General features: G+C 54.4%; 19 protein-coding genes. 3 read left to right on the top strand and 16 right to left on the bottom strand.

Annotation, left to right across the window (positions count from 1 at the left end):
- Positions 1–7 precede the first annotated feature (7 nt).
- From wzyE to trxA, 13 genes are all read right to left on the bottom strand, one after another.
- Positions 8–1,351 (bottom strand): ECA oligosaccharide polymerase, encoded by a 1,344-nt coding sequence (gene wzyE / locus ACXI0A_RS02310; protein ID WP_476150557.1) that lies wholly within the window; start codon positions 1,349–1,351, stop codon positions 8–10.
- Positions 1,348–2,418, bottom strand: a complete 1,071-nt coding sequence (gene wecF, locus ACXI0A_RS02305) for a TDP-N-acetylfucosamine:lipid II N-acetylfucosaminyltransferase (RefSeq protein WP_476150558.1) — start codon at positions 2,416–2,418, stop codon at positions 1,348–1,350. The genes wzyE and wecF overlap by 4 nt, the downstream gene beginning before the upstream one ends.
- Positions 2,415–3,668 carry a lipid III flippase WzxE gene (gene wzxE / locus ACXI0A_RS02300; RefSeq protein ID WP_476150559.1) on the bottom strand — a complete coding sequence of 418 codons (1,254 nt, stop codon included), beginning with the start codon at positions 3,666–3,668 and terminating at the stop codon, positions 2,415–2,417. The genes wecF and wzxE overlap by 4 nt, the downstream gene beginning before the upstream one ends.
- The gene (gene rffA / locus ACXI0A_RS02295) at positions 3,668–4,798 is read right to left on the bottom strand and encodes a dTDP-4-amino-4,6-dideoxygalactose transaminase (protein WP_476150560.1); all 1,131 of its coding nucleotides are present in this window, start codon (positions 4,796–4,798) and stop codon (positions 3,668–3,670) included. Before rffA ends, wzxE begins: the two co-directional genes overlap by 1 nt.
- Positions 4,795–5,493 carry a dTDP-4-amino-4,6-dideoxy-D-galactose acyltransferase gene (rffC, locus tag ACXI0A_RS02290; protein ID WP_476150561.1) on the bottom strand — a complete coding sequence of 233 codons (699 nt, stop codon included), beginning with the start codon at positions 5,491–5,493 and terminating at the stop codon, positions 4,795–4,797. The genes rffA and rffC overlap by 4 nt, the downstream gene beginning before the upstream one ends.
- Positions 5,471–6,352: a glucose-1-phosphate thymidylyltransferase RfbA gene (rfbA, locus tag ACXI0A_RS02285; protein WP_224933776.1), complete on the bottom strand. Its 882-nt coding sequence runs from the start codon at positions 6,350–6,352 to the stop codon at positions 5,471–5,473. Before rfbA ends, rffC begins: the two co-directional genes overlap by 23 nt.
- 23 nt (positions 6,353–6,375) lie before the next feature.
- Complete coding sequence (gene rffG, locus ACXI0A_RS02280; RefSeq protein WP_476150562.1) at positions 6,376–7,452, bottom strand: dTDP-glucose 4,6-dehydratase; 1,077 nt, start codon at positions 7,450–7,452, stop codon at positions 6,376–6,378.
- Positions 7,449–8,708 (bottom strand): UDP-N-acetyl-D-mannosamine dehydrogenase, encoded by a 1,260-nt coding sequence (wecC, locus tag ACXI0A_RS02275; protein WP_476150563.1) that lies wholly within the window; start codon positions 8,706–8,708, stop codon positions 7,449–7,451. Before wecC ends, rffG begins: the two co-directional genes overlap by 4 nt.
- 2 nt (positions 8,709–8,710) lie before the next feature.
- Positions 8,711–9,835, bottom strand: coding sequence for a non-hydrolyzing UDP-N-acetylglucosamine 2-epimerase (wecB, locus tag ACXI0A_RS02270; protein WP_224933773.1), 1,125 nt, complete (start codon positions 9,833–9,835; stop codon positions 8,711–8,713).
- 10 nt (positions 9,836–9,845) lie between these two features.
- Positions 9,846–10,895 (bottom strand): ECA polysaccharide chain length modulation protein, encoded by a 1,050-nt coding sequence (wzzE, locus tag ACXI0A_RS02265; protein WP_224933772.1) that lies wholly within the window; start codon positions 10,893–10,895, stop codon positions 9,846–9,848.
- Positions 10,896–10,918: 23 nt separating this feature from the next.
- On the bottom strand, positions 10,919–12,004 hold the full coding sequence (gene wecA / locus ACXI0A_RS02260; protein WP_476151170.1) for a UDP-N-acetylglucosamine--undecaprenyl-phosphate N-acetylglucosaminephosphotransferase: 1,086 nt from the start codon (positions 12,002–12,004) through the stop codon (positions 10,919–10,921).
- A 279-nt stretch (positions 12,005–12,283) separates the two neighbouring features.
- On the bottom strand, positions 12,284–13,543 hold the full coding sequence (rho, locus tag ACXI0A_RS02255) for a transcription termination factor Rho (protein WP_084933178.1): 1,260 nt from the start codon (positions 13,541–13,543) through the stop codon (positions 12,284–12,286).
- 346 nt (positions 13,544–13,889) lie between these two features.
- Positions 13,890–14,222 carry a thioredoxin TrxA gene (gene trxA / locus ACXI0A_RS02250; RefSeq protein ID WP_003851963.1) on the bottom strand — a complete coding sequence of 111 codons (333 nt, stop codon included), beginning with the start codon at positions 14,220–14,222 and terminating at the stop codon, positions 13,890–13,892.
- A gap of 116 nt (positions 14,223–14,338) precedes the next feature.
- On the opposite strand from trxA, the gene rhlB reads away from it, so the two are divergent.
- Both rhlB and ppx read left to right on the top strand, forming a co-directional pair.
- Positions 14,339–15,634 carry an ATP-dependent RNA helicase RhlB gene (rhlB, locus tag ACXI0A_RS02245; RefSeq protein WP_224933771.1) on the top strand — a complete coding sequence of 432 codons (1,296 nt, stop codon included), beginning with the start codon at positions 14,339–14,341 and terminating at the stop codon, positions 15,632–15,634.
- Positions 15,635–15,641: 7 nt separating this feature from the next.
- Positions 15,642–17,126: an exopolyphosphatase gene (gene ppx / locus ACXI0A_RS02240; RefSeq protein ID WP_224933770.1), complete on the top strand. Its 1,485-nt coding sequence runs from the start codon at positions 15,642–15,644 to the stop codon at positions 17,124–17,126.
- Between the two features lie 158 nt (positions 17,127–17,284).
- Here the strand turns inward: ppx and rep are convergent, their stop codons facing one another.
- Entirely contained in the window at positions 17,285–19,306 is a 2,022-nt protein-coding gene (rep, locus tag ACXI0A_RS02235) for a DNA helicase Rep (protein ID WP_476150564.1), read from the bottom strand.
- 195 nt (positions 19,307–19,501) lie between these two features.
- Between rep and ppiC the strand changes: the two genes are divergently transcribed.
- Positions 19,502–19,783 carry a peptidylprolyl isomerase PpiC gene (ppiC, locus tag ACXI0A_RS02230; protein WP_476150565.1) on the top strand — a complete coding sequence of 94 codons (282 nt, stop codon included), beginning with the start codon at positions 19,502–19,504 and terminating at the stop codon, positions 19,781–19,783.
- Here ppiC and ACXI0A_RS02225 read toward each other — a convergent pair whose 3' ends face one another.
- Both ACXI0A_RS02225 and pdeH read right to left on the bottom strand, forming a co-directional pair.
- Positions 19,784–21,844 carry an AsmA family protein gene (locus ACXI0A_RS02225; protein WP_476150566.1) on the bottom strand — a complete coding sequence of 687 codons (2,061 nt, stop codon included), beginning with the start codon at positions 21,842–21,844 and terminating at the stop codon, positions 19,784–19,786.
- Positions 21,845–21,905: 61 nt separating this feature from the next.
- Positions 21,906–22,679, bottom strand: a complete 774-nt coding sequence (gene pdeH / locus ACXI0A_RS02220) for a cyclic-guanylate-specific phosphodiesterase (protein WP_224933767.1) — start codon at positions 22,677–22,679, stop codon at positions 21,906–21,908.
- Positions 22,680–22,851 lie beyond the last annotated feature (172 nt).

Raw genomic sequence — 22,851 nt, 5'->3', positions numbered from 1 at the left:
CCAAAGGTTAAGACAGGCTGTGAACCACCGGCTCGCTGCGCGGGCGAATTAAACCCGCGCGCGCTAACAGCCAGTACAGCAATTTAGCCACCGCCATGCAGGCAGCAAAAATAATGCAAAAGAACACCACGCGCGAACCGAAAGCATCCAGCCCTTCACGCGCCAGCACGATCATATTGAAGACCGCGCCGAAGCAGAAGCTCTGCAGAATCGCACCGCTATAGCGGTTGGAAGCATCACGGCCTTGCAGATAGAGGTTATCGAATCCTTTCATCAGCCAGCCGACGGCAATCGCGCCCAGTGGAATAAACCACACGCCGCCCATTACCAGCAGCGAGCCCAGCAGCGTAGGCGAAATCGCCAGTCCAGAATGGTTGTTCAGCACTTCCCAGGTGAAGTAGTTGGCGCTGTTTAACACAATCGAAGGACGGCCAGGCCAGAGCCAGCTCGGGATAAAGACATAAAAGTCACGCCAGATCGGTGCTAAGCCCTGAAAATCAATTTTGTCGTAGTTCTGCAACAACAGCGCGAGGTTTTCCCAGGGTGAGAAAGTATCACGCGTTAAATACAAGAAAGTGTAAAACGCTTCGTCGCCCACCACATCAAGGTTATAGCGGCGCAGCGCCAGCCAGAACATGCCGGCAATCGCCATCAGGCCCGCGCCCACCAGCATCCACAAGGTGATCCATCCGCGCGTAATCCCAATAAACAGGAACAGGGCGAAGGCGATGATGATATTGGCACGCGTCCCACCCACCAGCGCATAGGTCAGTAAACCAAAGGCCACCGAGACCAGCAAAAACCACAGCCATTGACGCTGCGTTGGGTTGAGGAAATAGCGGATCAGCATCGCCGGAATAAAGAAGTAGAAGAAGCGTTTGAGCGCCACGCCGGACACTTCACTGGAGAAGATCTGGTTATACGCGGAAAGTCGGAATAGCAGTAGCCCATTGTGCATGAAGAACACGGTCACCGTGCCAATCGCCACCAGCGCTAATAAGAGGCAAGTGAGATGGGTTTCAACACGGTTCATCTGTAGCCAGGGTTTACGCGGCGCAGCGTTGATCGGCCTCAAGCGGACTTTATAGCTGACGTAATAGATGGCGTAGAAACTGGTAGCAGCCAGCAACGCCTGCAACAGGAACTCCGGCGGCACCACTTCCACGTTAAAGCGGAACACCAGCACGCTGGTGAGCGGGAACCCGAAATAAAAAGTCAGCAAAAACAAAATGGTGAAGAACAGGTGGAAGTTAAAGCGCACCCGTTTAAATTCCCGCCAGGTCAGCGTCAAAATGAAGCCCAGCGAGAACAGATAAACCACCAGCAGACCACTAAACTGCATCAGGCTCATGTTCTCTCCCTTTCACTCAGGGTCAACGCGTTGCGCCAGCCAGCCAGATAACCCGGGGCAAAGAAGGCAATCGCGGATTTATCACACTGCACCAGCTGACGCCGGGCTTCAGCCACACTCGACGCATCCAGCGCATCTTCACTGAACAGCACCGGCAATCCTTGTTCGCTGAGGTCGCGCCAGAACGGATTTTTGCGATTCAGCACAAAGGGGATATTGGCCTGAATCAGCAGACATAACGTGCCAATACCCTGCTGGCGCTCGAACATAAAATAGCCGAGCTGACAGTCGCTGAGCAATTGCAGATAGGTGTCAAAATCTATCTTGTCGCGCAATAGGGTCACCTGACCTTGGAGGAACAGGTGCTGCGCGGCCGTGTTGATCTCTTCGATGTAGTCATGATTATTTTCCGGGTAGCCAAGCGGGACCAGTACTTTCACCCGATCGCCGAACTGCGCTCGAATCGCCTGCAAGCCTTCAATATGGTTGTTGCTGCGATCGCCTGAATTACCCAACAGCACGGTGAAATCACCGCTCGCCTCACCGCCAGGCACTGCAGCATCGGGCATGCGTGTTGGGAAATAGAGCAGTGAAGTAGGCACACGCGGATGGCGTTGCTGAAAAGCGTGCAAATCCCCACGCGTTGCGAACACGTGAGCAATGCGACGCTGTGCCATACGGCGCAGCAGATAAAAAATTTGATACTTCAGCCCGCGCCCTTCTTCATACAGATCCGCGCCCCAGATATGCCAGAACGCCTGCTCACGCCGCAATTTACCACTGAGCAAAGCCAGCCAAATTTGCGGATTGAACTGACCGTGAAAGAAGAAGCGTTGCGCGCGGTCAGCCGCGCGGGCTATCACCGCCTGTGCCAGCGCACGTTTGCTGGGATAGGTTTCGATCTGCAGCGCGGTATAAGCCTGCAGCGCTTCAGGCGTTGAAGTCACCACCATAAACTGGCGCGGTCCAGCAGCCGGCAACTCAGTGCTCATCACCTCATTAAAGAAGCGCAACACCGTATGGTTATGATGTGGGATATCCGATCCCAGCACGTGAAATAAAGTCATTTTTTCCGGCAATAAATCATAAAGGCGCCACAGCAAAGGGCGAAGTAGAGCACGTAAGTCGCCATATAGGCTTGTGCGGCTCCGGCGGTTCCATGTAATGGAATCAGCCAATGTGAGAACGCGGTCAGCAGCACAAACTGGCTGATTTCCGTCAAAATATAAAAGCGCAGTGAAGCTTTGGCGATCACCAGGTATCCGAAAACATAAGCGCCGACTTTAAAGACGTCACCACACAACTGCCAGACAAACAGGTCACGCATCGCGGCAAACTGCGAAGAAAACAGCAGCCAGATGGCGACATCACGCAATAACCACACGCAAAAACTGGCCGCGGCCACAGCGGGCAGAACAAAACGCAGGGCACGCCCAATTTCACGCGCAATCTGCGGTTTACTTTCCAGTCGCGCCAGCGTCGGTAGCAACCAGACACTAAAAGTCGCCGTGATAAATTGCAGATAGGCATCGGAAATACTGGTCACGCCCTGCCACAGCCCCACCTGCGCCCAACCCTGCTGTTCGGCCAGCAGATTACGCATCATCACCCACGCCACTGGCAGGGTAACGGAGGTGATCAGCGCCATCAGGGTGAACTTTGCCAGATTTCGCGCCAGTTCGGGCTGCCAGCTCGGTTTTAACCAGCGCAGTGGCAACACCTGACGATGACGGCGCAGCATCAGCAATGCCGGGAACACCAACAGTGCAGGCACCAGTGCTAAGCCGACTAACGCTCCAGCATATCCACCCAGCCACCAACACAACACATAACCCAGCACGCCCACCAGGCTACCGATAATCAACGCCAGCGCATTGCCGCGCGCATCGCGAAAGCCTTTGAGCAATGCCAGCGTCAGGTTGGCCCAGGCAATCCCGAACTGCAGAAATGCCACGATGCGTACCACGTTGGCATAGTCGTCATGACCAAACAGCGCATGGCTAATCGGCCCCGCCGCCAGCAAGAAAACCAGCGCCACCAGGGTGGAAAAGCCGATCACCATAGTTGACGCCGTACCCGTCACGGCACGCAGTTGCTCCGGCTGCTGCTGAAACTGCGCAATGTAGGTGGTGACCCCGTTGAAGATCCCCGCCCCGGCCAGTACGCCCAACACGGTAATCAGCTGACGAAAGTTACCGGCCTGGCCAACCCCTTCCGGCCCGAAGCTGACCGCCAGCAGTTTCACCACCAGCAGACCGGCAATGATTTTCACCAGCGTAGACGAAGCTGTCCAGACTGAAGCTTTGGCTAACGACATCAGGCGAAGAAACTCAGTAGGGAACTGATCACCGTACGCTGGTTGTTATCCGACAGGTTATAAAACAGCGGCAGACGCAGCAGGCGCTCACTCTCTTTGGTAGTGAAGCGATCATCACCGTGGAAGCGACCAAAACGTTCACCGGCTGGCGAAGAGTGCAAGGGAATGTAGTGGAACACCGTGAGGATTTCCGCCTCTTTCATCCAGTTGATCAGCGCCTGGCGATCGTCACTGTCGCGCAGCTTGATGTAAAACATGTGCGCATTGTGAAGGCAGTTATCCGGCACCACCGGCAATTCGATGCGTCCCGCAGCCGCCAGCGGGTGCAGCGCATCATAATAGCGCTGCCACAGGCGCAAACGCTGCTGGTTAATGCGCTCAGCCGCTTCCAGTTGCGCCCACAAATAGGCAGCTTGCAGGTCTGCCATCAAATAGCTCGAACCGATGTCGCGCCAGGTATATTTATCCACCTGACCACGGAAGAACTGGCTCCGGTTGGTACCTTTTTCACGGATGATCTCCGCGCGCTCCACCAGCTTCGCGTCATTAATCAGCGTCGCCCCACCTTCGCCACCGGCGGTGTAGTTTTTGGTTTCGTGGAAGCTAAAACAGCCAATATGGCCAATAGTGCCGAGCGCACGCCCTTTGTACTGGGACATCACGCCCTGCGCCGCATCTTCAATCACAAACAATTGATGCTTCGCCGCCAGCGCCATGATGCTATCCATCTCGCACGCGACGCCCGCGTAGTGCACCGGCACGATCGCACGGGTTTTCTCGGTAATCGCTGCTTCAATAAGGGTTTCATCGATATTCAGCGTATCAGGGCGCACATCGACGAACACAATCACGGCACCGCGCAGTACAAAGGCATTGGCGGTGGAGACAAAGGTATAGCTCGGCATGATCACTTCATCGCCGGGCTGGATATCGATTAACAGCGCGGCCATTTCCAGTGATGCGGTGCAGGATGGCGTCAGCAGCACCTTTTTGCTGCCAAAATGCTGCTCCATCCACTGCTGACAGCGACGGGTAAAACCGCCGTCACCGCAGAGTTTGCCGCTGGCCATCGCCGACTGCATGTATTCAACTTCGCTGCCGACAATCGGTGGCGCATTAAATGGGATCATGAGGCTTTCCTGTAAAACCAGTAAGCGGTGCTTTCGAGGCGAGCACCGCTGCGTAAATAGAGGCGCATCGCCGTGAGATTGCTCAGCTGTGTCGCGACGCGCAGTCGTTCCAGCTGCCGCACGCGGCACCAATCTGCCGCCGCCAGCAGCAAACGTTGGCCAATGCCCTGGCCTTGTGCTTCGGGCTGTACGGCAAGCAGGCCGATGCGCGCATCACCGTTGACTTCACGCATCGAGACAAAGCCTTGTAATTGGCCAGCTTCGTCGCTGGCCACCAGACATTGGTGATCAAAAGTGCCGCGTACCGCGTTTTCAACCCACTGCGCATAGAAGCGACCGCTGTCATCGGCGTTAAACCAGGGTGAACGAAAACGGCTTTGTCGAAACGCATGCGATGCCGCCTCACGTAATGCCGGGATCTGCGCTTCACGCGCAATGCGTACGCCGGCCTGGCGCTCAGTGCGTTTGATATTGATGGCGAGGTCGGCTTCACCTTCCACCAGCTGAAAACCGTGCTGGCTCAAGGCATCGATAGCGTCGGTGCGCTCGGCGGGCACTTTGGCCTGCCACAACGTTCCTGGCTGCTGCAACGCGTCGGCCAGGGCGAAGTCGCCATCCAGCTCAATGCGCGCACTGTTCACGCCAAAGAAATCGCTTTCCCACGCAAGGGGATTAATACTGACGAGGACGGGCATGGAGAACATCCATCAGGTATTGGCCGTAGCCGGTTTTGGTCAACGCTTGCGCCGCCGCCAGCAACTGTTCGTCACTCAGCCAACCGTTGCGCCACGCAATCTCTTCCAGACAGGCGATTTTAAAGCCCTGGCGTTTCTCCACGGTCTGCACAAACATACTGGCTTCTATCAGGCTGTCGTGTGTACCGGTATCCAGCCAGGCAAAGCCGCGCCCCAGTAACTCGACAGAGAGTTCACCCTGTTCAAGATACATCTGGTTAATCGCGGTGATTTCCAGCTCGCCCCGTGCAGAAGGCTGTACCTGTTTGGCAAACTCCACCACGCGGTTGTCATAGAAATAGAGGCCGGTTACCGCCCAACGTGATTTGGGTTGCTGCGGCTTCTCCTCGATGGAAAGCGCATTGAAGTCGTCATCAAACTCCACCACACCAAACCGCTCAGGATCCATCACCTGATAGGCAAACACCGTGGCACCGTGACTCCGCGCAGCGACTTTTTTCAGTTTCGGGCTGAAGCCCTGGCCAAAATAGAGATTGTCGCCCAGCACCAGGCAACAGTTGTCTTCGCCAATAAAAGACTCACCAATGATAAACGCCTGCGCCAGACCATCGGGGCTGGGTTGCTCAGCATACTGCAGCTGCAGGCCGAACTCGCTGCCATCACCGAGTAGACGCTCAAAATGCGCACGGTCTTCCGGCGTGGTGATAATCAAAATCTCACGAATCCCCGCCAGCATCAGCACCGACAGCGGATAGTAGATCATCGGTTTGTCGTAAACCGGCAGTAGCTGCTTAGAGATAGCACGGGTGATAGGGTGCAAGCGCGTGCCTGAGCCACCCGCGAGGATGATACCTTTCATCGTTGCTGCTCCTGTATTGTGCCTCAGTGCGGCGTGGCTAAACCCAACCGCTCGCCACGATAACTGCCGTTGAGAATCGCCTGCCACCATTGTGGATTAGCCAAATACCACTGCACGGTTTTGCGAATGCCACTTTCGAAGGTTTCCTGTGGCGTCCAGCCTAACTCACGCGCAATTTTACTGGCGTCGATGGCGTAACGCAGATCGTGACCGGGACGATCGGTGACAAAGGTAATCAGATCACGATAGCGCGTCAGATGCGTGGCGCGCTGCTGTGGGGCCAACTCGTCCAGCAGATCGCACAGGGTTTCCACCACCTCAATATTACGGCGTTCGTTGTGACCACCAATATTATAGGTTTCACCCACTTTACCGCTGCTCACCACACGATAAAGCGCGCGCGCGTGATCCTCTACATATAACCAATCGCGAATCTGGCTACCGTTGCCATACACCGGCAAAGGCTTCCCCGCCAACGCATTGATGATAGTGAGCGGAATCAGTTTTTCCGGGAAGTGATACGGGCCATAGTTGTTCGAACAGTTGGTGACGATGATCGGCAAGCCGTAAGTGCGTAACCAGGCGCGCACCAGATGATCGCTGCTGGCCTTAGTGGCTGAATACGGGCTGCTGGGGGCATAAGGAGTGGTTTCGGTAAAGAAATCATCACTGCCATGCAGATCGCCAAACACTTCGTCAGTGGAAATGTGGTGGAAGATAAAACCTTTTTTACGTTCATCCGCCATGCCATTCCAGTAATGGCGTGCGGCTTCCAATAACTGATAGGTGCCTACAATATTGGTTGCGATAAAGGCAATTGGCCCATCAATCGAACGATCAACATGGCTTTCCGCTGCCAGGTGCATAATGCAATCGGGTTGATACTGGGCCATCACGCGGTCCAGTTCAGCACGATCGCAAACATCCACCTGCTCGAAGGCATAGCGCGCATCATTCTGAACTGAAGCCAAAGAGGCTAAGTTGCCTGCGTAGCTAAGTTTATCCACCACCACCACTCGATGGTCGGTTTGCTCAATCAGAAAACGCACCAGCGCTGAGCCAATAAAACCTGCACCACCTGTCACCAGGAACTGTTTCATCGCCAGACACCTTTAGTATCGACAATCCACTGCTGCGTGATCTGGCCCGCATCGATGGCGCGGAACTGCGCATGATCGACCAGCATCACCACAATATCGGCCTGCTGCAGCGCATCCTCCGTAGAAACCAAAGTCGCTTCATGGGCCAGTCGCACAGGGATTTCCGCCACATGCGGTTCCACCACCAGCGTGCGGCCGCTGTGCCACTCGGCTATCAGGTGTGCCACCGTCATCGCCGGGCTCTCGCGCAAATCATCAATGTTCGGTTTAAACGCCAGCCCGAAACAGGCAATCGTCACCTCAGAAGCACGCTTGCCGCTGGCTGTCAGGCAATCCGCCAGTTGCTGTTTAACCTGATCTAACACCCAGGTGGGTTTGGCATCATTCACTTCACGCGCGGTGCGAATCAAACGTGCCAGTTCCGGATTCTGCGCCACGATAAACCAGGGATCGACAGCGATACAGTGGCCGCCAACGCCCGGTCCAGGCTGCAGAATGTTGACGCGTGGATGGCGGTTCGCCAGCGCAATCAATTCCCACACGTTGATATTCTGTTCCGCGCAAATCAGCGACAGCTCGTTGGCGAACGCAATATTCACATCGCGGAAGCTGTTCTCCGTGAGTTTGCACATCTCGGCGGTACGCGCGTTGGTTTCAACACATTCACCGCGCAGGAAGATACGATAGAGTTCGCTGGCACGCGCTGAGCAGGCGGGCGTCATGCCGCCAATTACGCGGTCATTTTCCAGCAGTTCCACCATCACTTTGCCGGGCAGCACGCGCTCCGGGCAGTAAGCGATAAACACGTCACAGTCATCGCCGTGCTGCGGAAAACGCAAATCAGGACGTGCCTCCGCCAGCCAGGCGGCCATCTGCTCGGTAGCGCCAACCGGTGAGGTCGATTCGAGGATCACCAAATCGCCGGTTTTCAGCACCGGTGCAATCGACAACGCCGCCGACTGTACGTAGCTCAGATCCGGCTGATGATCGCCGATAAACGGCGTGGGCACGGCGATTAAGAAGGCATCCGCGGCTTCGGCTTGCGTGGTAGCTCGCAGGAAACCTGCCTGCACGGCTTCGCGCACCACGTCGCCTAACTCTGGCTCAACAATGTGAATGTCGCCGCGATTGATGGTTTCGACCGCGCGGACATTGATATCCACGCCGATCACTTTTTTTCCCTTTGAGGCAAAAACGGCCGCCGTTGGCAGCCCAATGTAGCCCAGTCCGATAACGGAAATGGTTTCAAAACGCATAATTATACTCTGTGTTGTTTCAGTGCCTGCAGGATGCGCGAGCAGGCATGACCATCGCCATACGGATTGTGCGCGCGGCTCATCCTCTGCCAGGCTTCTTCGTCCCGCAGCAGCAGGCTGACTTCTTCGACAATCCGGTTGATATCGGTACCGACCAGTTTCACTGTGCCTGCATCCACGGCTTCCGGGCGTTCAGTGGTGTCACGCATTACCAGCACTGGTTTGCCTAACGACGGCGCTTCTTCCTGAATCCCACCGGAATCGGTGAGGATCAACCAGGAACGGTTCATCAGCCAGACAAACGGCAAGTACTCTTGCGGCTCAATCAAAATGATATTGTCGATGCCGCTTAGGATGCGATTCACCGGTTCGCTGACGTTGGGATTGAGGTGCACCGGATAGACGATTTGCGCCTGCGGATGCTGACGCGCAATCTGCGCCAGCGCGCTACAAATACGTTCAAAACCGCCGCCAAAGCTTTCACGTCGATGCCCGGTGACCAGAATCAGTTTTTTATCCGCATCAAGGAACGGATAACGCGCAGCCAGACGCGCATTCAGGTCGGTATCATCCAGCACCCGATCGCGCACCCATAGCAGAGCATCAATCACCGTATTGCCGGTGACAAAAATACGCGCATCCGGCAAATTCTCACGCAGCAGATTCTGGCGTGAATTCTCGGTGGGTGTGAAATGATAGCTCGCCAGATGGCCTGTTAGCGTTCGGTTAGCCTCTTCCGGCCAGGGCGACATCAGATTGCCGGTGCGCAGTCCTGCTTCGACGTGCCCCACCGGAATCTGATGATAAAAAGCGGCTAAGCTAGCAGCAAAAGTGGTGGTGGTATCACCGTGCACCAGCACCACATCAGGCTGGAAATCGGCGAGCACCGTTTTCATTCCCTGCAAAATGCGGCTGGTGATCTCCGTCAGCCCCTGCTCCGGGCGCATAATGTTGAGATCGTAATCGGGCTGCAGCTTGAACAGCCGCAGCACCTGATCGAGCATTTCACGATGCTGTGCGGTGACGCACAGGCGTGATTCAAACGACGGGTCCTGCGCCAGTGCCTGCACCAGCGGGGCCATTTTGATCGCCTCAGGACGCGTGCCAAATACGGTCAGAACTTTCACGTGGCTTCTCTTAATGGCTCGTTGGTGACGTCGGACGAGGACGGCGCACCAGCGCCACACCTGCACCCACCAGCGCGCCAATGACGCCCCACATGATCATCATAAATACCCGGCGCGGACTGTCGCGCGACACCGGCTCTTCAGGCGTACGCAGATAGCGGTAAGTCTGGAATGGCTTATCCAACTGCGCGCCTGCCTGCAACGTGCCCAGCATCGCTCTGTTCTGATCATAGCTCAAATCGTAAGCGGGCCCGCTGGCTTGCAATGTATCGAGCTGAGCCTGCAGCATTTGCTGCCCCAGCAGGAAGCGATCGCTGTCTGGCAGCGCTTCGCCGATGGCCGGTGCACGATTTTCTTTGATGCCCTGCTGGCTTGCGACCTTTAAGGCTTGTTCAATGCGTTGACGCTGGCGATCAAACACCGCCTGTGCCACTTCCTGCTGACGAGTGACCTGCGCTTGCAGCTGCGCGCTGCGCGCCTGCCACGCTCCTTTCAGCTCTGCATTCAAATGGCGTGCCGCGCGTTCGCTGGCATAGGCGATATATTGGCGCAGCAGGTTATTTGCATCGCCGGCGGTTTCGGCAATCAGCTTAATGTTATCCAGCGTGTTATGCGCCGCATCCGCAGGCGTGAACTGAATATTGGTAATCAGATCGTCCAGCAGTGCGGCATCGTTGTGCGCATTGCCACTTTTACGACTTTTGAAATAATCGGTCTGCTGCCAGAAATCACGGCGCGTATCCCAGGAGGCCAGTTGCATGGTGAACTCCTGATAGACCTCATCCATCACTGTTGGGGCGGGCGTGTTGAGATTAAGCGTGTTGGTACGCACATCAAGATTATTGAGGAATTGCTGCTGCACGAAGAAGTCACCCAGCATATTCACCGTCGGGCGATCGGTCGTCGCGGTGGTGCTCCATGCTTGCTTCATCAGCATCGACGCCAGCCATGCCAATAAGGCAAAGAGCAGCGCAAAGCCGATAATCCAGCGCTTACCGCGCCACAGCGTGCAGCCAAGGCCGCGCACATCCAGTTCGTTCTCCACAACGACAGAGGTCATAACAAAAGTCCTTATCAGGATGCTTATCGAGGTAATTTTTTATTTGTGCCTGCGTGATTCCACCTACGTTTGATACGCCGAATCATTCGAGCCATACGCCAGGCATGCTTGATACAGTAGCCATAAAGCAGGAATGCCATTAAGAAAAGTACCAACATGGCCCATTCCGGAATGAAGGCAAGATACTCACCGAGCACACCAATACCAGCCAGAAGGGCGGCAGCTACCGTGATGAGTAAAAAAGCCTGACGCGAACTAAAACCTGCTCGCATGATGAGGTGATGAATATGTTGCCTGTCAGCTGAGAATGGGCTCATGCCTTTGCGCAGACGACGATACATAATGGCGACCATGTCCATCAGCGGAATGGCAATCAACCACAGAGCCGTCACTGGTGTGATTGGATGGCTTAAGCCTTGGGTGGTCTCTAATAATATCCAGATGATGGTAAATCCAATCATCGTACTTCCGGCATCGCCCATGAAAACTTTGTAACGACGACCCAGGAAACCCAAATTCAATAGGATATATGGGATTGTTGCGGCAATCATGGCGAAGCACCACATCGCCAGGCTGGTCATACCATCAAAATAAAGAATAATACCCATCGCGCCAAATGTTACGCATGAGAGTCCCCCCAACAAGCCATCAATACCATCGACCATGTTGAAAGCATTGATTGCTGCCCAGACTGCAAAAAGGGTTAAGACATAGCCAAATGGCCCCACCACAATTTCAACTGGCCCGACAATAAACCCAAGGCTCAAAAGATAGAGTTTGGCGCCTACCATCATCACGATGGCAATTAAGGCCTGCATGCAGGCGCGAAATTTGACGCTGATATCAAAGCGGTCATCCAGCGCACCCACGAGCACCAACACACCGGCGCAAACCAAAAATAGCAGGCCGTTGGGCATATATGCTTTAGTGATAAGGAAGGCGAAGCAAACACCAGCATAAACTGAAATCCCGCCAACGAGAGGAATTACACCCTGATGCTTTTTACGGGAGTTAGGCCTATCAACCAACCCAATCTTTTTGGCAACCTTTCTTGCAATGAAAATGAATGCTAGCGAGAAAAGGAAGGTTAATCCAAGCTCTGTACCCATCGTGAGTAAATTCACATTAATGCTCTCAGCTAAAATCATCGACAACAATAAGCAAGATTCTTGCCATTGCCGTATATCCTTAGTCCGAATTCTGCTTCAGATTTTAATTGGCTGCTGAAAAAAACAGCACTTACCTGGCACAATCGTTATTCTGCTTCCTGACTGGGCTAATCCTAATGCCCATAAATGAAAAACGCCACGTTAAGACGTGGCGTTAGCAATAAATCCTGGCAAATTGTGCGACCGAATCGCTTCGCTTAGCGATTCATTTTCGCCAACTTACGAACGCTTCATCATATCGAAGAATTCGTCGTTGGTTTTGGTCATCGCCAGTTTATTGATGAGGAACTCCATCGCATCAATTTCACCCATTGGATGGATGATTTTGCGCAGGATCCACATTTTCTGCAGCTCTTCCTGCGTGGTGAGGAGTTCTTCTTTACGGGTACCTGAGCGGTTGTAATCAATCGCTGGGAAGACACGTTTTTCGGCGATTTTACGTGACAGGTGCAGTTCCATGTTACCTGTACCTTTAAATTCTTCGTAAATCACTTCGTCCATCTTCGAACCAGTATCAACCAGTGCGGTGGCGATAATGGTCAGGCTGCCGCCCTCTTCCACGTTACGTGCTGCACCGAAGAAACGCTTCGGACGATGCAGGGCGTTAGCATCGACACCACCGGTCAACACTTTACCGGAAGCCGGTACCACGGTGTTGTAGGCACGTGCCAGACGGGTAATGGAGTCGAGCAGGATGATAACGTCTTTCTTGTGCTCGACCAGGCGCTTAGCCTTTTCGATCACCATCTCAGCAACCTGAACGTGGCGAGAAGCCGGTTCGTCGAAGGTCGATGCGATAACTTCGCCTTTCACCAGACGCTGCATCTCGGTCACTTCTTCCGGACGCTCGTCAATCAGCAACACCATCAGCACGCAATCGGGATAGTTGTACGCAATGCTCTGTGCAATGTTCTGCAGCAGCATGGTTTTACCCGCTTTCGGTGGTGCCACGATCAGACCACGCTGACCACGACCAATCGGCGATGCCAGATCCAGCACGCGTGCGGTCAGATCTTCAGTAGAGCCATTACCCCGCTCCATACGCATACGATTGTTTGCGTGCAGCGGCGTGAGGTTTTCGAACAGAATCTTGTTACGCGCGTTTTCCGGCTTGTCGTAGTTAACTTCGTTAACTTTCAACAGTGCAAAGTAACGTTCACCCTCTTTTGGCGGGCGAATTTTACCAGAAATGGTGTCACCAGTGCGGAGGTTGAAACGGCGGATTTGGCTAGGAGAAACGTAGATGTCATCGGGACCGGCGAGGTAGGAGCTGTCTCCAGAACGGAGGAAACCAAATCCGTCCTGCAATATCTCCAGCACACCATCACCAAAGATGTCTTCGCCACTTTTCGCATGCTGTTTAAGGATAGAGAAAATAATATCCTGTTTACGCATACGTGCCTGGTTTTCCAGACCCATATTTTCGCCGAGGGTAATCAGCTCAGAAACCGGCGTGTTCTTTAATTCGGTAAGATTCATAGTGAGGGTTCTTAAACTCGGGGTAATTCTCGAAATGATTGTCGTGGGTGGTATGGCGAAAATTCCATGCCTGTTAATGGCTCTCTTTCAACTCTACTCGGCGAACATCGTCAGGTGTGGCGATAGGAAACGTTAAGAGATAGTCGAAAGGTGATGCCGAATGTGCTAGTCATCAGATTGCCAAACCACGATAACGTTCAATGCGAGCAGGGTCTGACAAGGGAAAACTTTAGATGCAAACTACAAGGTAAGTGCGTAATGCAGTGAGGTCAACTTAACACGCCTGAATGGTGACGTCCAGCAGTGGCGAAAAAATTCACCACTGCGGAACAACGCCGTGCTGGGCTTAGGCCAGGTTAGCGTTCAGGAACTCTTTCAGCTGACCTTTAGACAGGGCGCCTACTTTGGTCGCAGCCACTTCACCGTTCTTAAACAGCAGCAGTGTCGGGATACCGCGAATGCCATATTTAGGTGCAGTGCCCGGGTTGTCATCAATGTTCAACTTGGCGATGGTAAGCTTACCGTCGTACTCTTCTGCGACTTCGTCGAGAATTGGGGCGATCATTTTGCAAGGACCACACCATTCAGCCCAGAAATCTACCAGAGTGACACCGTCGGCTTTCAGCACGTCAGTGTCGAAACTGTCATCGGTCAAGTGAACGATTTTATCGCTGCTCATGTTTAACTCCAAAGATTGTGCCTGGCGAATCGGCGTAAAATATACCAACGTAGGTTGACTTTATTTCATCGGATACGCTTTCGTAAAGCGCTAGTAAGCTGATATTCTACCACACTATGAGCAAAACACACTTAACTGAACAGAAGTTTTCCGACTTCGCCCTGCACCCACAGGTGGTTGAAGCCCTTGATACTAAAGGCTTTTCTAACTGCACGCCTATTCAGGCGTTGGCACTGCCTTTTGCGCTTTCAGGGCGTGATGTTGCGGGTCAGGCGCAAACCGGTACCGGCAAAACGATGGCGTTCCTGACGTCAACGTTTCATCATCTTCTTTCTCATCCAGCCGCTGAAGGCCGCCAGATTAATCAGCCACGTGCGCTGATCATGGCCCCGACGCGTGAACTTGCCGTGCAGATTCATGCCGATGCAGAGCCGCTGTCGAAAGCCACTGGACTCAAGCTGGGTCTGGCTTATGGCGGTGACGGCTACGATAAACAGCTGAAAGTGTTGGCCGATGGCGTCGATATTCTGGTGGGCACCACCGGTCGCCTCATCGACTATGCGAAACAAAATCACGTCAACCTCGGCGCCATTCAGGTCGTGGTTCTGGATGAAGCCGATCGCATGTTCGATCTTGGCTTTATTAAAGATATCCGCTGGCTGTTCCGCCGCATGCCGCCGGCCACCCAGCGTCTGAGTATGTTGTTCTCGGCAACTCTGTCTTATCGCGTACGTGAACTGGCGTTCGAACATATGAACAACGCCGAATACGTGGAAGTGGAACCGGAGCAGAAAACCGGCCACCGCATCAAAGAAGAACTTTTCTATCCTTCAAATGAAGAGAAGATGCGTCTGCTGCAAACGCTGTTGGAAGAAGAGTGGCCCGATCGCGCCATCATCTTCGCTAACACCAAGCACCGCTGTGAAGATATCTGGGGCCATCTGGCCGCGGACGGTCACCGCGTAGGTCTGCTGACTGGCGATGTGGCACAGAAAAAACGTCTGCGTATTCTGGATGACTTCACCAAGGGTGATGTCGATATTCTGGTCGCCACCGACGTAGCGGCACGTGGTCTGCACATTCCTGCGGTGACTCACGTGTTCAACTACGACTTGCCTGACGATCGCGAAGACTACGTGCACCGCATTGGCCGTACCGGCCGCGCCGGCGCCAGCGGACACTCGATCAGCCTGGCTTGTGAAGAGTACGCACTCAACCTGCCAGCGATTGAAGAGTACATTGGTCACGGTATTCCGGTGAGCAAGTACAACAGCGATGCACTGATGAGTGAGTTGCCTCCGCCGAAACGTCTGCAGCGCAGCCGTTCTGGAAACGGCCCACGCCGTGGCGGGAACAACAGCAATCGTCGTAGCGGCGCACCGCGCAATAACAACCGTAAACGTTCGAGTTAAGCACACCATGCTAAGCGCATCGTCTCTTTATGCTGCGATTGATTTAGGGTCCAACAGTTTTCATATGTTGGTGGTGCGCGAGGTGTCCGGCAGTATTCAGACCGTTGCGCGGATAAAGCGCAAAGTGCGTCTGGCTGCCGGTCTGGACAAAGCCAATCACCTCTCCGCCGAGGCGATGCAGCGTGGCTGGCAATGTCTGAAGCTTTTCTCCGAACAGCTACAAGATATTCCGCCCGAGCAAATCCGTGTGGTTGCAACCGCCACATTGCGCATTGCTGAAAATGCGCAAGACTTCCTGACCCACGCTGAAGAAATTCTTGGCTGCCCGGTGAATGTCATCAGCGGCGAGGAAGAGGCACGCCTGATCTATCAAGGTGTGGCACACACCACTGGGGGATCCGATCAGCGCTTAGTGGTGGATATCGGCGGCGGCAGCACCGAGCTGGTTACCGGCGAAGGTTCGCACGCGACCACATTGTTTAGCTTATCAATGGGCTGCGTCACCTGGCTGGAACGCTATTTTGGCGATCGTCACCTGGCGAAAGAAAATTTCGAGCAGGCTGAAGTAGCCGCTCGCGAAATGATTCGTCCCGTGGCGGCTGCACTGCGCGAAAAAGGCTGGCAGATTTGCGTCGGCGCTTCTGGCACCGTGCAGGCATTGCAGGAAATTATGGTCGCGCAGGGCATGGATGAACGCATCACCCTGAGCAAGCTGCAGCAGTTAAAGCAGCGCGCAATTCAGTGCGGCAAACTGGAAGAGCTGGAAATTGAAGGATTAACGCTGGAGCGCGCGCTGGTGTTCCCCAGCGGTCTGTCGATTCTTATCGCTATCTTTCACGAACTCAGCATCGACAGTATGACGCTGGCCGGTGGTGCACTGCGTGAGGGTCTGGTTTACGGCATGCTGCATCTGCCAATTGACCGCGACATTCGCAGCCGTACGCTGCAAAACGTCCAGCGCCGCTTCTCTATCGATGTGGAACAAGCAAGCCGGGTGCGTCAACTGGCTGAGAGTTTTTTCCGTCAGGTGAGCAGCGTCTGGAAACTGGATAACCGATGTCGCGATCTGCTACTCAGCGCCTGTTCGATCCACGAAATTGGCCTGAGCGTTGATTTCCGTCAGGCACCTCAGCACGCCGCCTACCTGATTCGCCATCTCGATCTTCCCGGTTTTACGCCCGCACAGAAAAAAATGCTCGCCTGCCTGCTACAGAATCAGAGTGGCAGCATCGATCTCGGTTTGCTGACGCAACAGAATGCCGTGCCACCGCGCATGGCGGAGCGCATGAGCCGGTTACTGCGTCTGGCGATTATCTTCTCCAGCCGTCGTCGCGATGACACGCTGCCTGCGGTACGTTTACAGGCAGACGATGATACGCTGCATCTGACGCTGCCAGCCGGTTGGCTGGACGCGCATCCGCTGCGTGCCGAATTACTGGAACAAGAGAGTCATTACCAGTCTTATGTGCACTGGCTGCTGACTATCTCTTGATCAAACCTGCTGCGCTAGCTGATGCTGCGTTGAAAAGTCCCCGTCAAATGCGCATTTACGGCCTGTAAACTCCGCTTTGCCGGGAACTTTTCGCCTTGCCTCCACTACGCTCGCAACGGTTCTCGCTTGAGGCCTGGCCTGAACGAACGGCGGGGGATTTACCCCTTCTTCGCATTCTCCAGCATCGCACGTAAACCCGCGACGCGTGTCTGTCCGGTTTTCACCCGCTCCTCGGCGCTGATCACCTTTTTCTCGCGCTCCCACACCACATCATCCTGCGGCAGCTCCATCAGGAAGCGACTCGGCTCCGGGCGTACCAGTTCGCCATACTGACGGCGTTCACGGCACAGGGTAAACGTCAGCTCTTTTTGCGCGCGGGTAATACCCACATACGCCAGACGACGCTCCTCTTCGATGTTGTTCTCATCGATGCTGCTCTGATGGGGTAACAACCCTTCTTCCATGCCGACCAGATACACATACGGGAACTCCAGTCCTTTTGAAGCGTGCAAAGTCATCAGCTGCACCTGATCGCTATCTTCATCACTTTCACCGCGCTCCATCATGTCGCGCAGCGTAAAGCGCGTCACTACCTGCGCCAGCGTCATCGGCTCATTGAGTTCGTCGCCTTCCAGCATCTCGGTCATCCACTGGAACAGCGTGTTGACGTTTTTCATGCGCATTTCGGCGGCTTTAGGGCTCGGCGAGGTTTCAAACAACCAGCTTTCGTAATCAACACCGCGAATCAGATCGCGCACCGCATTCACCGGCTCGCGCTCCGTCAGCTGGATAATCTCATTCAGCCATTGGGTGAAACGCTGCAGATGCTCCAGTCCGCGGCCGCTCAGCGTCTGCTCCAGCCCCATGTCGAAGCTGGCATTGAACAGACTTTTATTACGCAGGTTGGCCCATTCACCGAGCTTCTGTAGCGTTGCAGGACCAATCTCACGACGCGGCGTGTTTACGATACGCAGGAACGCGCTGTCGTCTTCCTGATTAGTCAGTACGCGCAGATAAGCCAGCAAATCTTTGATTTCCGGCCGCGAGAAGAACGAAGTGCCGCCAGAGATGCGATAAGGAATGCGGTTCTGCATCAACTGCTTTTCAAAGACACGCGACTGATGGTTGCCGCGATAGAGAATCGCATAATCTTTATAGGCGGTTTTATTGACGAAGTGATGAGCAATCAACTCACCAGCGACCCGCTCAGCCTCATGATCTTCATTATTCGCACTCAGAACCTTCAGCTCGCTGCCCTCGCCGAGCTCGGAGAACAGACGCTTCTCGAATACATGCGGATTGTTAGCAATCAGGATGTTAGCTGACTTGAGAATGCGCTGGGTTGAGCGATAGTTCTGCTCCAGTTTCACTACTTCCAGCGCCGGGAAATCCTCTTTCAGCAGCACCAGGTTTTGCGGCCGCGCACCACGCCAGGAGTAAATCGATTGGTCATCATCACCCACCACGGTGAAACGCGCCCGCGCGCCCACCAGCAGTTTCACCAGCTCATACTGGCTGGTGTTGGTGTCCTGATACTCATCCACTAATAAATAGCGAATGCGCTGCTGCCAGCGCTCGCGCACTTCCTGATTGCGTTGCAGCAACAGCGTCGGCATCGCAATTAAATCGTCGAAATCCAGCACGTTGCAGGATTTCAGGTGCTGGTCATACAGCTGATAGCAGTGGGCAAAAATCTGGTCGCGCTGCGATTGGGCCAATCCGACCGCCGTTTGCGGATCGACGAGGTCATTCTTCCAGTTGGAGATGGTAGAAATCAGCTGCTGCAGTAAGGTTTTATCTTCTTCCAGCCACTGTTGGGTGAGGTCTTTCAATAGCGCCAGCTGGTCCTGATCGTCGAACAGTGAAAAGCTCGCTTTCATGCCTAACGCTTTGTATTCACGCTTGATGATCTCCAGTCCCAGCGTGTGGAAAGTGGAGATCATCAGGCCGCGCGCCTCTTTGCGTCCTAACGTCTGCGCGACACGCTCCTTCATCTCACGCGAGGCTTTGTTGGTGAAGGTCACCGCGGCGATATGGCGCGCCTGATAGCCGCACTCGCGGATCAGATGGGCGATTTTATTGGTGATGACACGGGTCTTACCCGAGCCCGCACCGGCCAGCACCAGGCAGGGACCGGTGACAAATTCGACAGCACGTTGTTGGCCGGGGTTTAAACGCATAACGGAATATCACTCAACAAATGAAAAGAAAATCCCCTGACGATGCCGAATGGCAGGAATACGACAGGTGGGCGAGCCCCGGAAGCGGACTCAATCAGACACCGTACCGAGCATTCGCAACCAACGCACCTGCAATTTGAGGTATGACGGGGATATAATGCGCCGAACATTATACATACATACAGAGACACCCACATGGCGAAAACCGCGGCAGCTTTACACATCCTCGTGAAGGATGAAGCGCAGGCCAAATCCCTGCTGGCTCAGCTGGAAAAAGGCGCGAACTTCCAGCAACTGGCAAAAAAACATTCGACTTGCCCATCGGGCCGCAACGGCGGCGATCTGGGGGAGTTCCGTAAAGGTCAGATGGTGCCAGCCTTTGATAAGGCGGCGTTCTCCTGCTCGCTGTTGCAACCTTACGGACCGGTGAAAACCGCCTTTGGTTATCACATCATCAAAGTGCTGTGGCGTAACTGATCACTTTTTACTCTTCATCTGCTGGAGCACGTTGCTGCACTGATTGGCATCGGTATCACTCGGTGAAATCAGTGCCAGCAGTGCTGCGGCCGGCGCCACCACTGCGCCCAGCGCCACTGCAGCGGCACCACGTGCGATCAACGGCCCGGCTTTCACTCCCGCATCCGGATTTTTGAAGGTGCCACGCACATACAGCGGCGATCGCAGCGTAATAATACGAATACCTTTGCTGTCTGGATTAATGGATAAATCCAGCCTTTCGTTGGCAAAGTTAACGTTACCGGTGACATTAATCACCGCATTCTCCGTATCCAGCACAAACACTTTCGGCGTGGCTACGCCCTGACGGATATTGAGATCGGTGGCGGCACAGTTGATGCGCACCTCATCATCGCCAAACAGTTTGCCGACCACATAGTTACCTACGTTGAGGCCGGCAATCTCCATCAGGCTACGGCTGATCAATCCATCATTCATCAGCAGTTTCAGCTCGCCGTTACTGGTTCCTAAAATATCCGCTACCGAGTTGCCCGTTCCGCTCAGGCTGGCATCGCCGTTTAGCTGACCGAGGCTGCGCTGCATTGCGGTGACATTAGGGAACAGCTGACGCAGTTGCAGCTTACGCGCATGCAGATCGGCACGAGCGCGCATCGGGCTTTTATCCCCTTCCAGATGGATAGTCGAGTTAATGCTGCCACCGGCCATACCGAAGCGCAGCGGATCGAGCAACAGGTCGCCGTTTTTCAATTGCAGATGGGTATAGAGATCGCTGAGCGGCAGTTTACTGCTATGTTCGATGCGTTTTCCGCTGAACTTCACATCCGCATCCATCACGTCCCAGCTTTTGGTATCAAACTTGTCATGCGGTAGCACGCGATCCGCCGGTTGAGTCGAAGCATCGCCGCGCTGGGCTTTGGCCTGCTGGGTTTTCTCACTGCCTTTGCCTGAATTCACCCCAATCAACGGGCCTAAGTCCGCCATACGCAGCTGATTCGAGGTCAATTCCCCGGTCAGTGTTGGGCGCGGTTTCACCTGCCTGTAAGTCAGCGAACCATGAATATCGCTGTCGCCGATGTGGCCATTGAAGTTTTCGTAGCGGAACAGCGGCCCTTTCTCTTCATTGAAACGCGCGATCAGATGGCCGTCAGTTTCGTACGGCGGCGTATCAGGCAGCAGCACGCCGGTTAAACCGTACAGATTCGCCAGCGTATCGCCAGCAAAGCGCAGACGCACATCCAGCCCACCAAGGTTTAAAGGATCCTGCAACGTCCCGTCGATGCGCACACGTGTGGTGCCGTTGCGCACATCCACCTGCAGTGGGAACGGCGTGGTTTTGCTGCGCAACGACAGCATGCCGCCGATCTTGCCATCGCCTTCCAGTTTCTGATTGTTGTAGGTCCCGTCGGCCTGCCAGCCGAAGACAAAATCACCTGCGCCTTTCTGCTGGTCGTTACCGCCAGCAACCTGCGCATAAGGCACCGGTTTGCCCAGTGGATTAATGGTGACGGTCACATCGGCTTTATTGATGGCATCGCGATAGCGAATCTGGCCTTTGTCGAACAGGATATTATCGAGGCGGAAAGACCAGGCAGAAGGCGGCGCATTGGCATCGCTGTTCTCGCTGCTGGCTAAGTTGAAGGTCCAGTTATTCTTTTTATCCGCCGTTTGCACCAGCCGCGCATCAGGCAGCTGCATTTTTATCCACGGTAGATAAACCTGTTTATGCAGCAATGCCAGCGGCGCAAGCGTGGCTTCAACGCGCTGCAAATGGACCATGGTGACATCAGGAATATTCGGTGGGTTACCCAGCATGATGTCATCCGCATGCACCTGCGGCCACGGCACCCAACTGCGCCAGCCCGGCTCTTCGCGATTGCGCACCCAGGCAACGCCCAGATCGCCGCGAATGGCGAAAGGCCGATTTAATTCTGTGGAGACTTTTTGGTTGATGGTTGGCTTCAGGCGGTTCCAGTCAAACGTGGCGATAATCACCACGGCCACTACAACCAACAACAATAAAATCCCGAAAACCCAGCTCAGGACTTTTCCCGTACGTGACATTCTGCTTCCTCCTTGCCCTCAACGTCTCACATAACTGTAGTCGAGACGTTGCGGATCGGGATCAGGGAAGCTCGAGCGCCAGGGATTCCAGCGTGCTGAAGGGAACGGGGCGCGAGAAGAAATAGCCTTGTGCGGCCATCGCGGGGGAATTGCACACCTGCTGCCACTCCTCTTCGGTCTCCACGCCTTCGACGATAACGCCGTTGCAATAGCGATTGATCAACGCCAGCAGCATCGAGAACAGCGAACGACCTTCATCGGTAGAGCGCAGCAGCATGAACAGCTCGCGTGACAGTTTGATGTAGTCATAGCGCAGCTCAGTCAGCGCGGAGAAATTTGCCATGCCAGAGCCAAAATCATCGAGCCACAGCGGACCCAGCTCAGGCATCTTCGCCACCATCTCTTCCTGCGGCAATGCATGGTGTTCCGTGAGTTCAAAGCGCACCCAGGGCAGTTGTATTATCAACTGGCGGATAACGTCATGTTGCTCGATCGCCAGCAGCGTTGGTCCATCAATATTCACCGAAGCAACCAGCTGACGCTGGTTGAAAAAGTGTGACCACTGTAATAACAGCTCAAGCTGTTCCTCGACGACATCGAGACGCTGCGCGATAGTCAGCGCTTCAAAATAGGTTTCGGGCGACAACCTTTTTTCTGGTGCGGATGGATGGGTCACCGCAGTCAGTAATTCAATAGCCAGTAAACGGCCGGAGACCTGGTAGATCGGCTGGAAAGTATAGAATCGTTGGCACTGCTGCCAGTAGAAACGCGTTTCCTGTTGTTGCTCCAGTTCAATTGAAATAGGCAGCCGATGACTCAAATTGTTCATCACCATGGTTTTTTCCTGGTAGGTGGTGGGTGCCTGCAAATTGCTTCTCAGCGGCAAGTATCGGCTATCAGCGCGATAACTTTATGCGTCTCAGCCACCACACGAGCAGTTGAGTGTATCAGTGCGTTTCAGGCTTAATCGGCAAAACAAGCGGCGCTTTGGCCGTTAAATCGCCGTG

It is taken from the genome of Pantoea sp. C1E2, assembly GCF_056491465.1.
The sequence above is the reverse complement of the archived record's forward strand: the minus strand, read 5'-3'. Positions and strand labels throughout refer to the sequence as shown.

Coding starts and splice junctions, on each gene's coding strand:
- wzyE (WP_476150557.1), bottom strand. CDS start 1,351: ATGAGCCTGATGCAGTTTAGTGGTCTGCTGGTGGTTTATCTGTTCTCG.
- wecF (WP_476150558.1), bottom strand. CDS start 2,418: ATGACTTTATTTCACGTGCTGGGATCGGATATCCCACATCATAACCAT.
- wzxE (WP_476150559.1), bottom strand. CDS start 3,668: ATGTCGTTAGCCAAAGCTTCAGTCTGGACAGCTTCGTCTACGCTGGTG.
- rffA (WP_476150560.1), bottom strand. CDS start 4,798: ATGATCCCATTTAATGCGCCACCGATTGTCGGCAGCGAAGTTGAATAC.
- rffC (WP_476150561.1), bottom strand. CDS start 5,493: ATGCCCGTCCTCGTCAGTATTAATCCCCTTGCGTGGGAAAGCGATTTC.
- rfbA (WP_224933776.1), bottom strand. CDS start 6,352: ATGAAAGGTATCATCCTCGCGGGTGGCTCAGGCACGCGCTTGCACCCT.
- rffG (WP_476150562.1), bottom strand. CDS start 7,452: ATGAAACAGTTCCTGGTGACAGGTGGTGCAGGTTTTATTGGCTCAGCG.
- wecC (WP_476150563.1), bottom strand. CDS start 8,708: ATGCGTTTTGAAACCATTTCCGTTATCGGACTGGGCTACATTGGGCTG.
- wzzE (WP_224933772.1), bottom strand. CDS start 10,895: ATGACCTCTGTCGTTGTGGAGAACGAACTGGATGTGCGCGGCCTTGGC.
- wecA (WP_476151170.1), bottom strand. CDS start 12,004: ATGGGTACAGAGCTTGGATTAACCTTCCTTTTCTCGCTAGCATTCATT.
- rho (WP_084933178.1), bottom strand. CDS start 13,543: ATGAATCTTACCGAATTAAAGAACACGCCGGTTTCTGAGCTGATTACC.
- trxA (WP_003851963.1), bottom strand. CDS start 14,222: ATGAGCAGCGATAAAATCGTTCACTTGACCGATGACAGTTTCGACACT.
- rhlB (WP_224933771.1), top strand. CDS start 14,339: ATGAGCAAAACACACTTAACTGAACAGAAGTTTTCCGACTTCGCCCTG.
- ppx (WP_224933770.1), top strand. CDS start 15,642: ATGCTAAGCGCATCGTCTCTTTATGCTGCGATTGATTTAGGGTCCAAC.
- rep (WP_476150564.1), bottom strand. CDS start 19,306: ATGCGTTTAAACCCCGGCCAACAACGTGCTGTCGAATTTGTCACCGGT.
- ppiC (WP_476150565.1), top strand. CDS start 19,502: ATGGCGAAAACCGCGGCAGCTTTACACATCCTCGTGAAGGATGAAGCG.
- ACXI0A_RS02225 (WP_476150566.1), bottom strand. CDS start 21,844: ATGTCACGTACGGGAAAAGTCCTGAGCTGGGTTTTCGGGATTTTATTG.
- pdeH (WP_224933767.1), bottom strand. CDS start 22,679: ATGGTGATGAACAATTTGAGTCATCGGCTGCCTATTTCAATTGAACTG.